Raw genomic sequence first — 14,739 nt, 5'->3', positions numbered from 1 at the left:
GCGGAGGTTTCCTCCGCTCAGATTTTTGTAAGATAGGACTAGTGACAAAGGACTACTGAGAAATAATAAAGTTATGAAAAAGATTTTACTGCGCTTTTTTGGTTTGATTGTAATTTTGCTACTAGCCTTTGGGTGGATAATACTTAATCCCAAACCGGCTTTTGCTCAGATAAACACAATCAATTACAACAACATAAATTTAGAAAATCGTGACTTTTCTCATGCTGATTTGGCAGGTGTAACTTTTGTAGCAGCAGAAATGCGGGGGACAAATTTTCAAGGAGCGAATTTAACCAACGCAATTCTGACTAAAGGAGTTTTATTAAAGGCAAATTTGGAAGATGCGAACTTGAGCGGTGCTTTAGTCGATCGCGCCACTATGGATGGTGCTAACCTGAAAAATGCCATCTTTACTGAAGCAACTTTGACCCGCAGCCGTTTTTATGATGCTGATGTCACTGGTGCTGATTTTACCGATGCTTTAATTGACCGCTATCAAGTGTCGCTGCTGTGTGAAAGAGCCGATGGCGTAAATCCAGTTACGGGTATGTCAACGCGAGATAGTTTGGGTTGTAGGTGAAGAATCTCCGCGTTGAGCATAAAAACAGAGACATTTTTGCGAAAAAATGGAAAATACAAATTCTTTATTAAAATATGTACTATTCGCTATCGATTTGATTTTAATTTGGGATTTGGTCAGAGATAAAAAGATACAAATTTATGAGCAAACACAAAATAAGCTTAAGTTTATTGTTCAACCGAAGTTACTTAGATTTATTGGGTTCTTTATTGGACAAATAGGTATAATTTATTTATATGCTATTTTTATGTTTATACCTGTCACCCAACTTGATTGTAACCGTGTTTTACAAAATATAGATACTTCAAATATTGAGCAAAAGTCATCAAAAATTATATGTCAACTGATAGAATTTGATTTTTTTGGTCATCCAAAAAGCCAAAAACAAATTTCTGGATTAATTGAAAGTCGTTTAGAAAAACAAACTAAAACTGATACAGAGGGAAAAATAATATATAAATATCAAGTTCAGTTATTAACTAAAACAGAAAGCCTTCCGTTTAGACGAACTACTTACAGTGATTATTTTTCTGAAGAAGCGGAGTTTATCATATTAAAAATTAAGAATTTCTTAGTACAACCTTTAGAAAAAAGTTTAGTAGTTAAGCAAGATGATACTTTAGTCGGCTACGCTGCAATTGGCATAACCATATTTTGGCTATTATTAGGTTTATTAATTATAGCGTCAGGTTCATTTATCGACTTTAATTTTGATAAAGAGTCAAATAGCTTAAGTATCAGCCGCTATAAATGGTTTGGAATATTGGGAAAAGTAGTTTTGATGTATTCGTTGAATGAAATTGTTGATATTAAAGTTAAAAGCTTTAATTCTGGCGAAGATACTACAGATAATCGAGTTACCTTAATTTTAGAATCTGGTGAAAGCGTACTTTTGATTGGTTCCTATGATTCTGGGGGCTATAGTTCTGGGTTTAAAGAAAAACAAGAAATAGTTAAAATAATCAAAAATTTTCTCGCTTCAAATTAGTACCTGCTTGTACGAATTCTGCCACTTTCTCAACATCAACTCTGCGATCGCATCCCAAAAAACGATCCTAAACTCTAAAGAAAATAAATTATTATATTGATTCAGGTGTTGATGTATTAGTCTATTATGATGCCTTCGGGGAACGGAGGAAAACTCTATTTATCCTGGCTCCCCTATTTAAAATTGAGTGAAATTGTCAAAAATCAGTAGCCTCTAATTATCAATGGGAATTTGAATTAAAAACTCCGTTCCTTCTCCTGGTTTAGACGAACATTTCATCTGACCATGATGTTTCTCAACTACTATTTGATGGCTAATAGACAATCCTAACCCCGTACCTTTACCAGGTGCTTTGGTAGTGAAGAAGGGATCGAATATATGCGATCGCACCTCTTCTGGAATCCCCAAACCATTATCAGCTATTTTAATTACAATCTGGTTCTGAACTACTTGCGTATTAATCCAGATAGTCAAAGGTATTCTCGGACACGTTTGTAATAATTTCAAATACCTTTGCTGTATAGTGTTAAATTTTTCCTCTAATGCATCAATACTGTTACTCAAAAGATTCATAAACACTTGATTTAATTGCGCGGGATAGCATTCGAGCAAAGGTAAATTATCATATTGTTTAATAATCTCAATGGCTGGGCGATCGTTATTATTTTTGAGGCGATGCCCTAAAATTAGCAAAGTACTATCCAACCCTTCATGAATATCTACTGGCTTTAATTCAGCCTCATCTGTACGAGAGAAGTTTCGTAGTGATAGCACAATATCACAAATCCGCTCTGTTCCCACTTTCATAGACTCAAGGGTTTTCGGTAAATCTTCGATGATAAAGTCCAAATCACTCTTGTCGATTTGCTCTTGGATAGTTGGAAATACTGAGGAGTTTTGACGGTAAAGTTTCACTACTTTTAGCAGTTCTTCGGTATATTCATCTAAATGGATAAGATTGCCAAAAATAAAACTGATAGGATTATTGATTTCATGTGCAACTCCAGCAAGTAGTTGTCCTAAACCTGCCATTTTTTCACCCTGAATTAACCTAGTCTGAGTTTGTTTTAATTCTTGCAGAGTTTGAGAAAGTTCTAAGGTTTGACGTTTAGTTTGCTCGAGTAATTCTGCTTGCTGAATCGCAATTCCTAATTGCACCCCAACTTGAGCCAGTAAATTAATTTCCTCTTCTTTCCAATAACGCGGCTGCGAATTTTGATAAGCAACTAATAATCCCCATAATTTTTCACCTTCCCGAATCGGCACAAAGGTTTCGTTACGTGGAAGTTCGTTATCGTCGTCTGTGTCCTCAAAAGTTTCTATAATCATTGGTTGGTCTTGTAAAACAGGTTTCCAACCATCTTTAAAGGAATCTGCCACAAATTTACCACTCCAATCCGGGTTAAAGCGGTAAATTGCAATTCGCTCGACTTCGAGCAACTCTCGTACAGCTTGAGTAGTGGTTCTAAAAATAGTTTTAATATCGAGTGACTGGCGGATTTTATCAATAGTTGCAGCCAGCAGTTCTTGACGTTCCATTGCTTTTTCCCGTTCAGTGGCTTCTGCTAACTGGACAACCTGCATTTGAACTTGCTTTAAATAAGAATCCTGTTTTAATGCGACTCCTAATTGTTCGGCGATTTGACTGGCAAATTCAATCTCAGAAGCTTGCCAGTAACGAGGAGCGGTGCATTGGTGAATACACAGCAATCCCCAAAGTTCACCTTTTTTCAATAGAGGTGCAACCATATTTGCCCGCACTTGAAATTTTTCTAAGATTTGGACGTAGCAACCGGGGAACTTTCCTTGATAAATGTCAGCGATCGCATTTACTCGACCTTGGGCGTAAAGGGGTGCAAAGTTTTCCCCAAAGCAATAGTCATAAACTTTTTCTGCCATTACCGAGTTACACTCAGGTACAAAATCCTCAGAAATAAATTCTCCTTCCCAATCTTTTTGCGGGTCAAAACGAAAGACTGCCACTCGGTCTGCTTGCAGCATTTGCCGGGCCTCGGTGACAGTAGTTTGGAAGATTGTATCTAAATCTAGAGACTCCCGAATTCGAGTAATTACACTAGTTAATGTCTTTTGTTGCTCTGCTTGGTACTGAGCGTATGCCAGCAACTTATGGTGTCGAACTGCTACACCAATTTGTGTGCCGATTTTGATCAGTGATTCGACTTCATAAGATTGCCACTCTCTAGGTGAAGCATTTTGGTAGGCAGCGATGATTCCCCAAAGTTGATCTCCTTGGAGAATAGGGGCAGTTGCAAAGGCTTTTGCCTGGAATTGCTCCAACAGAGTTATATGGCAGTTTGTTAATCCAGCTTGATAAATATCATTAACTATAAAAGTCTGGTTATTAACGTAACGCCCGCCTTGCGTCTGTTGTAAATAAGTATCAGCGATCGCAGGCTCAACCCCAACTAAGGGAGTCCAGCCTTCCGTAAATGATTCCGCAACAAAGTTACCACTCCAATCGGGATTGAAGCTAAAGATGGAAACTCGGTCAGCTTGCAACAGCTTGCGTATTTCTTGAGTTGTGGTTTTAAAGATAGTTTCAATATCAAGAGGCGAGCGAATTTCATCGACAATTTTAGCTATTACTTGGTCGCGCTGAACTGCTTGAGCCAATTTTGCAGCTTGCAATTTGACTTCATGGAGATGCTTTGCTTGTTGAATCGCAACAACAAGATGGTCAGCAATTTGACGAATAAACTCAATTTCCGATTCTTTCCATTCACGAGTCTCACTGCACTGATGAATGCAAAGCAATCCCCACAGTTCTTGCTTCCGCGATAGAGGGACAACGAGGTTGGCCTGTACCTGAAATTTACTCAAAATTGCCAGATGACAATCACTCAGTCCCGCCTTGTAAATATCTGGTACTGCTTGCACTCGACCTTGTTGATAACTGGCAGCAAATTGTTCTCCAAAGCAATGGTCGTAAACTTTTACTGCCATTGCTGAGTCCCAGCCAATTGCAACATCTTCAGAAACAAATTCTCCCTGCCAGTTTTGTTCGCGGTCGAACTGGAAGACTGCTACTCGGTCAGCATTAAGCAACTGACGCACTTGTGTAACAGTCGTTTGAAAAATTTTTTCTAAGTCAAGAGATTCCCGAATTCGGACAATTACACTCGCCAGAGCTTTTTGTTGCTCTAGTTGCTCTTGAAGTTGAGCGCTTGACAAAAGAAGTTGATTTTCTGTGAAATTTGAATTGGGTTCCATTGCTTTGGATTATCTAGTTTTTTATACAAGGGTTCCTCACACCAAAGTTCATGGGTTAAGAAGTGTCAACAATATGACAAACTGCAAAGTTTTACAGTCTTCAATTGGCCGCGTCCAGGATTCACCAATTTCAGATGGATAGCAACTTGTTGGGGTAGGGACGAATGGGCGCTTTGGGACTGAGTACTGGGTACTAGGGAATAAAATATGAGTAAAATTTGTTTGGGATGCAAATCTCGCTCGATATCCAGTCTCTAGTCTCCAATCCCCAATCCCTAATTCAACTATTTCCCAGAAGATGGTTATTGTTATAGTTCCCCTTTCTCGATCTATCCTTGTAATTGGTTAAAAAATAATTTTGGCTGGTACACAACAGAGGAAATGACTAAGTACACAATTTGGTCAATTCGCAGTCAATTGAGGGTTTAATTTGAAACACATAGGAGCGCAAAGTTTATTTGAGTATATTCACTACAAACTTAAGCAAGGCTGTCACTAAGTTATTGTTGTCGAGGCAAATCAGAAAATCGGTCTGACCCCTTTGAAATCGCGATTTAACTTACTTGTAATTCGCTGTATTATCGCAATCTCAGGAATTTAATTTTGAGCGTAGGCGTAGTCCGTCTTAGCCCGGATTTCTCACGCATAGTGTAGGCTTCAGGGGAAGAGGAGTGTGGGGAGTGTGGGGAGTGTGGGGAGTATGGGGGGTAAGACTTCTTCTCCATCCTCCCACACCTCCCACACCTCCCACACCCTTTGGATTTCTCAGAGAAATCCAGGTTAGGCATCGCTTTGCCTTTGTTCTTAGCGTAGGCATTTAAAATTACTAATTTGTCAAAATTTACCTGACAGACTGTGGAATTTCAGGTTAAATGTTTAAAAGTATGCACTCTGCAAGAGTTGTCGGGTATTATTCGTGACACAACAAGATCAAAAACCCTCTCGTTCTTTCGCTGGAATTGCTGGCATTGTTGCCGCAGCCACATTAATTAGTAAAGTCTTCGGTTTAGTGCGGCAGCAAGCGATCGCTGCCGCATTTGGTGTTGGTGCTGCTGCCACTGCCTATAGTTATGCCTATATTATCCCTGGCTTTCTATTGATATTACTTGGCGGTGTGAATGGGCCATTACACAGTGCAGTTGTCAGCGTTTTAGCCAAGCGGCGGCGAGAAGAAGCGGCTCCCCTAGTGGAAACCGTGACAACGCTGGTAGCTGGATCGCTGTTGGTGGTGACAGTGGCTCAAGTGTTATTTGCGGATGCGATCGTTGATTTAGTCGGTCATGGTTTGGAAGCGACAACTAGAGCGATCGCTATTCAACAACTCCGCATTATGGCACCAATGGCTTTATTTGCCGGTTTAATTGGCATTGGCTTCGGTACTCTCAATACAGCCAATCAATATTGGTTACTCTCCATTAGCCCTTTATTATCCAGTATTACCGTTGTTGGCGGTCTTGCGATCTTGGCGATGCAACTGGGCAAGGACATTATTAAACCGGAGTACGCATTAATTGGGGGAATGGTTTTAGCTTGGGGAACCTTGGCAGGAGCGATTCTCCAGTGGGTAGTGCAGCTAATTGTCCAGTGGCGGTTAGGATTGGGCACATTACGCCTGCGGTTTGATTTTAAATCTCCAGGCGTTCAAGAAGTAATTAAAATCATGACTCCGGCAACAGTTTCCTCTGGAATGATGCCAATTAATGTTGCCACTGACCTTTATTTTGCTAGTCCTATCCCTGGTGCAGCGGCAGGATTTAACTATGCCAATCTATTAGTCCAAACTCCCTTGGGGATTATTTCTAATATCATTTTACTGCCCTTATTACCGATATTTGCCAAACTTGCTGGCCCCGAAAATTGGCAGGATTTAAAATTACGGATTCGTCAAGGACTGCTACTCACTGCTTTTACCATGTTACCGCTAGGGGCACTGATGGTGTCGCTATCAGTACCCATTGTGCAGGTGGTATATGAGCGTGGGGCATTCAAACCAGAAGCTACAGAGCTAGTTTCATCTTTGCTAGTCGCTTATGGAATTGGGATGTTTGTCTATTTAGGGCGTGATGTTTTGGTGCGGGTATTTTATGCTTTAGGCGATGGACAGACACCTTTTCGCATCAGTATTTTTAACATCTTGCTCAACATCATATTAGATTGGTTTTTCGTTAAACCTTTTGGCGCTCCCGGTTTGGTATTAGCAACAGTGGGTGTAAACTGTAGCTCAATGTTAATGCTGTTATGGTTGCTCGATCGCAAACTCAATGGTTTACCTTGGCGCGAGTGGGGTTTGCCGATTCTGGGTTTGGCTGCTGGTAGCGTAGTTGCTGGGGTAGCAAGCTATGGGACATTGGTTGGTTCTCAGCACTTGTTAGGTAAAACGGGTTTACTGATTCTAGTGTTGCAGTTGTGTATATCTGGCTTCGTAGGGATTGCGGTGTTTGCTGCGATCGCTTCATTAATGAAAATACCAGAGGTGAATATTTTTATCTCTCGTCTACGTCAGCGCTTTTTGAAGAAATAACTGTTATTTAAATAGAATTCAGGAGTCAGAATTCAGCATGAACTTAGAGTCAGAGAAAGCGGATAGCGCAGCGTAAAGACAAGAGCGTGGTGGATCTGAATCTTCCACTTTCTTGTTCTGAATTCTGAATCTTGAACTCTGACTCCTAAATTCTGACTCCTGAATTCTTCAATAAAATATTTCAGTTGTTACACCCAGGTGGGTGAGAAATAATTCAACCACTTGGGTGAACCAGATGCGTGAGGTTACATTTTGTAAAAAAAGAGATTCTAGTACTAGAGAACATTGATTTTACTTAACTCTAGTGAGAATAATTCTATGAAATTTACAAAATTAGCTGCCTCTGCACTTGCTGTTGCTTCCATTGTCCTCTCAGCCGGCATTGCATCTGCTCAAACAGCAGGTACTAACGGTAACTACATCGGTGCTGGTGTTGCTGTTGGTGCAACCAGTGGCGGACAAGGAAACGATGAAGCCCAAATTGGTGGTAATATTCAAGGACGATACGCCGTACCCAATGCTCCGGTTTCACTGCGGGGTTCTGTATTGTATGGTGGCGATGCTGCTGCAATTATGCCCATAGTGACTTATGATGCGCCCATCGCCAAAAATACTAACGTTTACTTCGGTGGTGGTTATTCCTTTGTAACTGATGAAGGTCAAAAAACTCCATTGGGCAATCGGAATTCACCTGTAGTCACCCTTGGGGTTGAATCAGAAGTTAGCAAAAATGTCATTGCCTACGGCGATACTAAATGGGGTATTGACGCCTACAAAAATAGTGATGCTGATGCCGTCAGCTTCCAAGCTGGATTAGGCTATCGTTTCTAGTGATTACCACCTAGAAAACGGCTTATTCGGAAGCTAAAGCAATGATATTTTCCAGCCGTAATAGTAATTCATTCTTTCATGCCCAAGTATTAATACTTGGGCATGAATCATTTTTAGTGATTATTTTAATAAAAAATGATATTGGCTGATATTGCTACTTTATCTTAAAGTGAAGCAAATACATATACGTATAAGATATTACTCATGAAAAAGATTAATCACATTCCAGAAATAGTTGGTGAAACAACTGACGTAGAATCCTGGTTGATGCGAGCAGGGCTAAGATTTTCAGACTTAGGTGACGATGCTGCAAGTATTGCAATCCGTAGGCAATGGCGAGAGTATCAAGCCGCAGTTCATAGATGCTGTGTAACCCTACACCAACTACCATCAGGCGTTCAACTAAGCGGCGACTATGCCAACTTGAGAATACCTGGCGCGGCATTTACTAATTGTGCGATCGATCGCCCGTCGAGTCGTCCCCAGTCCTTAGACTAATTATCCTGTTGCACGCCGTTCACTACTGGCTTAATTTCCGAAAATGGATCGGTGCCGCCACCCCAGTTAAAATCACTAATTCGGATGCTGAAGCCGCCTAACTCCAGCACCGGATTGTAACGTAAGGTAATGCCATAGGTGCGACGGCTATATTCCAAAATGTAGTCGGTACTAGTTTCTTTACCAGTATCTAAGTTAACAGATGTTTGAAAGCCTAAGCGAAAAGGGCCGTAGATTTGCTGTGATATTCCAGCGGTCAATACTGTGTTATCAACGGAGCGATCGAACAAAAAGGGTGATAATCCGTTATTAAAGCCTTGAGAGTAACTGACATTAAAGGCGGTATAGTCGAAAAAAGGTCGGGAAAAATGACCAATTTGCCCTTGTAAGCCAATTGTACCAATTAGAGTGCTTTGGTTATCACCATTGCTGTAATAACTGGTAGTGCCTGTAAGGCTAGCGATCGCTTGCAAGTAAGGAACTACAGGGGTAGCAGTGTATCGTAATCCCTCAGTGGCAGTAGGTGGTAATGGTTTTCCCCGCCACAGCAACAGCCCTCTACTGAGAGTCGCACTGGCTTGTAAACGACCAAGTGAAATGCGATTGTTTTCTCGCACTGGTTCTAGCAAGTCTAGGCGATCGGTGTTGGCATCAATATACTGGGCACTTGCTTGGTAGTTGAGGTTGATGCCACTTTTTCCTAAAGGAATCACAGGAGAGGTAATAATACCGCCAAAACTGCTCTGGACAGTTTGAAAACCCAGAGTACCGTTGTAGAGACGATCGCGGTAGTTATATTGCACATTCAATGTGTGGGGAAGAGAAGTGCCTAATGTCTGGCGCAATCCTAAATTCACTCGCAAATTTTCTTCCACGTCATTCAAGTTAAAACTAGTTAACTCCGCAGTTCCCTGAATTATCCTCCGTGGATTCAAAACAGAATTTATCTTGGTCTTCACACCAAACAGTGCCCCTAAGTCACCCGTGCCTTCTTGCACAGCTCTCTGTAATAATAACTGGGGCGTGATCGTCCAGCGTGTCTGCTCTGTATCGATTACTGGAAATCCACGCTCAATGTACAAACCACCCCGATCTTCTCCATCGTAGCCGGGGGAGACTATTGCAGGTGAAGCGTCCCGCTCTCGACGGTCAATAGTACGCTCATTCAGCGGAATTGGTAAGGAGACTGTTTGATCCAATACCAAACGCTGCCCCTGTGTCCTGATGCGGTCTACCAAGGGTGATTCTCGCGTCAAAGTTACTGTATTTGCACGTAATTCCAATTCAGGCGGGGAAAAAGGATCGTTAGTGATGCGGACATTGTTTGCCTGCCAGCCTTGCGGATAAAAGTCAATTTGTTCAGCTTCAAACCTGAGCCGATTGACTGCACCCCCTGCTTTCGGTGGCGGGATGTTGCTGGCGTCTGACTGACCACCAATTGTCACATCAATTCCTCCAGGGCTGCTGACACCGGAAAGAGGTTGATTGGCTCTAATGCGATCGCTGGGCGGACGTTTTGAAACTCCACCAGCACTTACAGCCGTGGGTGAAAAAGCAAAATCTGTTTGTGCTGAAGGTACGTAAATTTCTCCTCTACCATTTTCCAGTTCCCCACGATCTTGAACGAAGTTATAGGTAAAGCGTTGTCCGCGCAGTATCTGATCGCCCCGTGTTAAGGTTACGTTGCCTTCTCCCGCAGCGATCATGTTGTCCAAATTGACTTGTAAGCGATCGGCATCCACCACCGCCCCATCAAATCGCACAATTACATTACCTACAGCTGTAATAATTCGCTGTTTCTCGTCATACTCTTGCCGATCTGAAGTGACTTCTACAGTTCTTGGCCCAGCTGGCGGTGGGGTAGCTGGCGCAGTTGTACCAGATGGTTGAGTTTGTGGCTGAGTGGTATTTACTTGTGGTGTAGGCGTTGGGACTTGGCTTTGTTGCTGGACTTGGGACTTAAATTCTACAGTGATGGGTACTGAGAGTTGGTTTGTGGGCTTACGAGATTTAAATGTTATAAAATTTTGTACTGATTGAGAACTCGGTGCTAGATCGGCAGCAGATACAGAGATATTGTCTTTTTTTAGAGACTGTTGTGCAGTAAAATCGCGTTGCTGTTTTTGTTGGGTTAACTTCTCAGCTAAAATTTCTGCTTTGGATTTGCCTAACTTGTTGCTGTTTGTGACAGTTGGGGCAATTTGAAGAGGGTGTTGAGATTGGGCGATAAGTGGGCTTGGAGAAACTCTATAGGTAAAGCTAGAAGAGTCCAAAAAGGTTGGTTTTGCTCCACCATTAGAGTTTGGATTTAGCGATCGCTGACTGAGTTTTTGAGAAGGTTCATCTTTCGCCTTTTGATCTGAAGCCTCCGCTCCGACTTTTCTTTGCATCTCCCGTTTACGCAGTGCTGACATCAAAAGTTCCGAGTGGCGGGGTTCGACGCTCGGACTTATCTTTGTGTCTTTTTTAACTTGGCGATTAGAGGTTGTAACCTCTTGCGTGGGATAACCAACAACCAGTGGCTGCCCCAAAAGCCCAGCAGTTGCAGAACCGGGGAGTGGGGAACTTTCTGGTGGAAATGTTTCTGGTGAATGAGGTACAGAAGAAGTTTTAGCAACTACCAAGTCATCTTGAGTTGAGTCGATCGGAGTTGACAATAAAGGATCGCTTTTAGTGTTACTCGAAATTGCCAACTGAGCCAAATTCTTGGGCTGCTTGGATTTGTCTGTCTTTTCGTGTATTCCAGTATCTACACCTGAAAGAAACTTTGTATGACTAGCAGATGAGGCGGGATTTACAGGTTGTAAAGATTCAACGATAGGAGGCGGATTAGGTGGCAGAACTGGATGAAGCATAAGTGAGCAAAATCGGGCTAACAAACAGCCAAATGACAAAGGGAAGGATTAAACATACATTTTGCCTTCCGACTGTCGCCTTCTGCTACCTACAGCAAGCTACTTGGAGGAAGAAACTTACTAAATTTTCGCTTAGTAAGTTTCCGTGGCGTTTAGTATTTTCCGCCTTCCAAAGTCGCGGATGATTTATCGCCCTCTTACTCTAAGTCCCGACGGCCGGGGTTACGAGCTGGATCGTTCGACAAAAATCCGAAGATGAAGATAGTTACGAAGAAGGCAACAACAATATAAACAGCGATTTTTAAAGTCAGCATAGAAATATCTCCAACGGGTAAAACAAAGAAGGCTTTTCTTTCAGTATCTGCAATGCAGAAAAGATAGCTACTTTATATTACCCAAATCTCGTCCCTTTTTTAGAGGACTCTGGGGACTCAGGACTAGCAATGTCTTCCCTAAGGTGATTGATAATGTACAAGATGTCAATTGTCTGACTTGTAGATGCCCTTAAGAAAGTAACTCAGAGACGTTTACCATTGTGACGTTGGCTGATGGCAAAGGTTTCCCAAAAAAGGCAACAGGTTACAGGGGATAGTTACTATTCCCCATGCCTTTCAGGAGTACTGAGTGGGGAATGGGAAGCAGAGGAGAAGTTGCAGTAAGTTTTTCCCCTCTGCACCTTTGCCCCTTTACCCCTCCGCTATTTCTCAACTTGAAGCTTTGCTATATCTTTGCCAATTCGGTTTTTGATTACTCGTGCAGGTATGCCAACAGCAACGGAAAAAGGAGGAATATCTCGATTAACAACTGCTCCCGCCCCAATAACACTGCCTTTGCCGATAGTAACGCCATCTAATACTGTTACTCCATGTCCTAGCCAACAATCATCCTCAATCACAATTCCCTTGCGAGTAACACCTTGGTATTTAATCAGCTCCATCGGATCGGCAAAATTATGATTATTGGCATATATCCCTGAATGGGCAGCAATCAAGCAGTGTTTACCAATTTTAATGTCTCCTGGCCCCTCAATAGACACATTAGGAGCAATGAAGGTGTCTTCATCAATATGTATACACGTATCTTCCAAAGACCCGATATCAACGTTACGCTCAATTGCGACTCTATTTCCTACATGAATTCTATTATTTTTGTGTCCTCTCGCATCCATCCGCACACCCTTGAAAATATAGACTCCTGCGCCTATCTCAATACAAGAAGTACCGTTAAATTCAACACCATTTTGAATATACACGGGGCTGCCTATTTGGGCAAAAATACTACGATATCCTAAATTACGCAACTTTGGGCCGAGAAGAAGTGTTGGAATATCTGCTAACACTGTAGTTACTAAAAGTTCTTGCACGCGCTGCAATTTGGAAAAATATTGCTCGTTCTGCATGGCTACATATCTCTTTAATCAATTGTTGTTGACAGTGTTTCAAGTTGTTTTGGCTGTATCCTAATCTTTTGCCAATACCAATAGGCTCCGTGTGTATTAATACATGAGCTAAGGTAGCAGTATCACCAAAATTCCCCAAGATTTTTAGATGGTTTTCCAACATTTGAAAAACCATAGTCTGGCTTTGACTATGCAAGCAATTCTTGAGGTTAGGTGTGTAGAATTACTCAAGTAATATGCACAATTACGTTAATTCGCTAGCAGATTTTGTACTATATGCACGTAAAACTTTGGCTTATTTTTCACAAAATCAATTAACAAAACAATTTCAGTGCATTGCCGGGTCAAAACTCAGACTTTTAAATTGTCTGATGGAAAATTTGCTGATTTAGATAGACTACTGTTTTGGTTCTCTGGCAAATTTGAACAGCTTGCTACTGCTAACAGCACTCCTAAAGTAAATAGGGATAGTGTTGTTTGTCTTGAAGCTATTTGCTCTCAAGCGGTTTTAGTCTTTTGAAACAACTCAGTTTCGCAAGCTATTTGGCAACAAAAAATACATTTAACTAGACTATATTCAAAGTTTAGATAAAATTTCTGCCTAGCATGACAATGTAATTATTGTTGGATTCTATGGGTATTTGTGCCCAAATAAAATCCAATTAGGGTGGATTATCTCCCACATCAGCCATCACATTGAAGTTAACCATCGGTGCAAACAAGTAAGCGCTTCCCCGACTGCTATGACGGCTTTCTTGCAACGAATTTCTAGAGTATGCTGCTCCAATCATGTTGCACACGGATGATTTACAGACTAGCCAATTCACGTTTGTAATGACATGAATGGTTTTTAATAACAATTGTTTTTAACGATAACACATTTTATTTTTAGTGGAACACTCTCATGAAATAAGTTTATTTACAGGGTTTATTGTTGATGAGAATGAAGGAAATAAGTTAACTTTTTTACTAGAGCGATGCCTGCGGTGGTCAAAGCCTAAGCTATTTGCAAATATTTTTATACACTTAGATAAAATTCATTGAGGAGGTAGATTTAAAAAATGCTGTCAGCGGTTATTGGCATTTTTGCCTATATTTATCTCATTACTGATAAAAGTAATTTTATAATTGAGCTTTCAACTTAGATTGATATCTACTATACTTGTGACACCCTCTTCGTTAAAAAGCTAAACTAGCTCAAAATATTGATTTTGTCCACATACTTACTATCTAAAATATTGTAAATCACCCATTCGGGTGAGCCAAAAGGGTGATGTGTGCTTGGTACTACTCGTTATAAATTTTATTTAAAGAAAGCTAAAACGGAGCTTAGTTTCGAGGATAAATCTACAAAAAAACATCTAATTTCCCAAATTGAGGTATCGGTTTTAACTCACATACTTGGTTCAAATTATGGCTTTAATTAAAGAAATTGTACAAGAAGCTCTAACTATCGGCTATCTAAGTGTTGTAGCCGAAGATCAACTGCGATCGCAACTTCAAAGTAATTATGACTCAGAAGACCTAGATGCCTGGATCATTTTACAGCGAGCTATTGCAGCAGGTGATGTTAAACAAGAGTCGCGCCGAAAAAAAGCTTCCCCATCTCCTAAAGCCAAGGAGACTTCATCAAGTATCAAACTAGCTTATCAAATGGCAGCGGAACTAGCTTATGCAGCAGCTGTAGCTCTGACAATGACAAAAAATACTAAAGATCAGCCTTCACTAGGTGCATAAAACAACACCTTTATAAGTTATTTTCCTGGTGTAGTGCAAATATTTCATACCAAGTAGTTAACGTAGCCGTAGCCCGCTACAGGCATCACTTTTGTTGAT

General features: G+C 41.1%; 12 protein-coding genes. 6 read left to right on the top strand and 6 right to left on the bottom strand.

The genetic code is table 11. The features are described 5' to 3' along the window. Positions 1–73: 73 nt before the first annotated feature. A complete protein-coding gene (locus tag V7K84_RS18440; RefSeq protein WP_334840111.1) occupies positions 74–580 on the top strand; it encodes a pentapeptide repeat-containing protein in 507 nt (168 codons plus the stop codon). A 46-nt stretch (positions 581–626) separates the two neighbouring features. Beyond that, a complete protein-coding gene (locus V7K84_RS18435; protein WP_334840109.1) occupies positions 627–1,568 on the top strand; it encodes a hypothetical protein in 942 nt (313 codons plus the stop codon). A 213-nt stretch (positions 1,569–1,781) separates the two neighbouring features. Here V7K84_RS18435 and V7K84_RS18430 read toward each other — a convergent pair whose 3' ends face one another. Then, positions 1,782–4,799 carry a GAF domain-containing sensor histidine kinase gene (locus V7K84_RS18430; RefSeq protein ID WP_334840107.1) on the bottom strand — a complete coding sequence of 1,006 codons (3,018 nt, stop codon included), beginning with the start codon at positions 4,797–4,799 and terminating at the stop codon, positions 1,782–1,784. Between the two features lie 625 nt (positions 4,800–5,424). Beyond that, positions 5,425–5,616, bottom strand: a complete 192-nt coding sequence (locus tag V7K84_RS18425) for a hypothetical protein (RefSeq protein WP_334840105.1) — start codon at positions 5,614–5,616, stop codon at positions 5,425–5,427. 99 nt (positions 5,617–5,715) lie between these two features. On the opposite strand from V7K84_RS18425, the gene murJ reads away from it, so the two are divergent. From murJ to V7K84_RS18410, 3 genes are all read left to right on the top strand, one after another. After that, a complete protein-coding gene (murJ, locus tag V7K84_RS18420; protein WP_334840103.1) occupies positions 5,716–7,320 on the top strand; it encodes a murein biosynthesis integral membrane protein MurJ in 1,605 nt (534 codons plus the stop codon). Between the two features lie 318 nt (positions 7,321–7,638). Further along, positions 7,639–8,151: an outer membrane beta-barrel protein gene (locus V7K84_RS18415; protein WP_334840102.1), complete on the top strand. Its 513-nt coding sequence runs from the start codon at positions 7,639–7,641 to the stop codon at positions 8,149–8,151. A 204-nt stretch (positions 8,152–8,355) separates the two neighbouring features. After that, positions 8,356–8,649, top strand: a complete 294-nt coding sequence (locus V7K84_RS18410; RefSeq protein WP_334840101.1) for a hypothetical protein — start codon at positions 8,356–8,358, stop codon at positions 8,647–8,649. On the opposite strand, the gene V7K84_RS18405 is transcribed toward V7K84_RS18410, so the two are convergent. The 4 genes from V7K84_RS18405 to V7K84_RS18390 form a co-directional block, all read right to left on the bottom strand. Next, positions 8,646–11,504 (bottom strand): DUF3769 domain-containing protein, encoded by a 2,859-nt coding sequence (locus tag V7K84_RS18405; RefSeq protein ID WP_334840099.1) that lies wholly within the window; start codon positions 11,502–11,504, stop codon positions 8,646–8,648. The genes V7K84_RS18410 and V7K84_RS18405 overlap by 4 nt on opposite strands. Positions 11,505–11,701: 197 nt before the next feature. Further along, complete coding sequence (locus V7K84_RS18400; RefSeq protein WP_041566417.1) at positions 11,702–11,818, bottom strand: photosystem II reaction center protein I; 117 nt, start codon at positions 11,816–11,818, stop codon at positions 11,702–11,704. Positions 11,819–12,201: 383 nt separating this feature from the next. Beyond that, on the bottom strand, positions 12,202–12,903 hold the full coding sequence (locus tag V7K84_RS18395; RefSeq protein WP_334840097.1) for an acyltransferase: 702 nt from the start codon (positions 12,901–12,903) through the stop codon (positions 12,202–12,204). 662 nt (positions 12,904–13,565) lie between these two features. Next, a complete protein-coding gene (locus tag V7K84_RS18390) occupies positions 13,566–13,694 on the bottom strand; it encodes a hypothetical protein (RefSeq protein ID WP_256091202.1) in 129 nt (42 codons plus the stop codon). A gap of 622 nt (positions 13,695–14,316) precedes the next feature. Between V7K84_RS18390 and V7K84_RS18385 the strand changes: the two genes are divergently transcribed. Next, positions 14,317–14,640 carry a hypothetical protein gene (locus V7K84_RS18385; RefSeq protein ID WP_334840095.1) on the top strand — a complete coding sequence of 108 codons (324 nt, stop codon included), beginning with the start codon at positions 14,317–14,319 and terminating at the stop codon, positions 14,638–14,640. Positions 14,641–14,739 lie beyond the last annotated feature (99 nt).

The sequence above is a fragment of the Nostoc sp. genome (assembly GCF_036917315.1).
GTDB lineage: Bacteria > Cyanobacteriota > Cyanobacteriia > Cyanobacteriales > Nostocaceae > Nostoc.
This window is presented reverse-complemented; position numbering and strand designations above follow the sequence as displayed.

Coding starts and splice junctions, on each gene's coding strand:
- V7K84_RS18400 (WP_041566417.1), bottom strand. CDS start 11,818: ATGCTGACTTTAAAAATCGCTGTTTATATTGTTGTTGCCTTCTTCGTA.
- V7K84_RS18435 (WP_334840109.1), top strand. CDS start 627: ATGGAAAATACAAATTCTTTATTAAAATATGTACTATTCGCTATCGAT.
- V7K84_RS18425 (WP_334840105.1), bottom strand. CDS start 5,616: ATGCCTACGCTAAGAACAAAGGCAAAGCGATGCCTAACCTGGATTTCT.
- V7K84_RS18410 (WP_334840101.1), top strand. CDS start 8,356: ATGAAAAAGATTAATCACATTCCAGAAATAGTTGGTGAAACAACTGAC.
- V7K84_RS18385 (WP_334840095.1), top strand. CDS start 14,317: ATGGCTTTAATTAAAGAAATTGTACAAGAAGCTCTAACTATCGGCTAT.
- V7K84_RS18405 (WP_334840099.1), bottom strand. CDS start 11,504: ATGCTTCATCCAGTTCTGCCACCTAATCCGCCTCCTATCGTTGAATCT.
- V7K84_RS18440 (WP_334840111.1), top strand. CDS start 74: ATGAAAAAGATTTTACTGCGCTTTTTTGGTTTGATTGTAATTTTGCTA.
- V7K84_RS18395 (WP_334840097.1), bottom strand. CDS start 12,903: ATGCAGAACGAGCAATATTTTTCCAAATTGCAGCGCGTGCAAGAACTT.
- V7K84_RS18390 (WP_256091202.1), bottom strand. CDS start 13,694: ATGATTGGAGCAGCATACTCTAGAAATTCGTTGCAAGAAAGCCGTCAT.
- V7K84_RS18430 (WP_334840107.1), bottom strand. CDS start 4,799: ATGGAACCCAATTCAAATTTCACAGAAAATCAACTTCTTTTGTCAAGC.
- V7K84_RS18415 (WP_334840102.1), top strand. CDS start 7,639: ATGAAATTTACAAAATTAGCTGCCTCTGCACTTGCTGTTGCTTCCATT.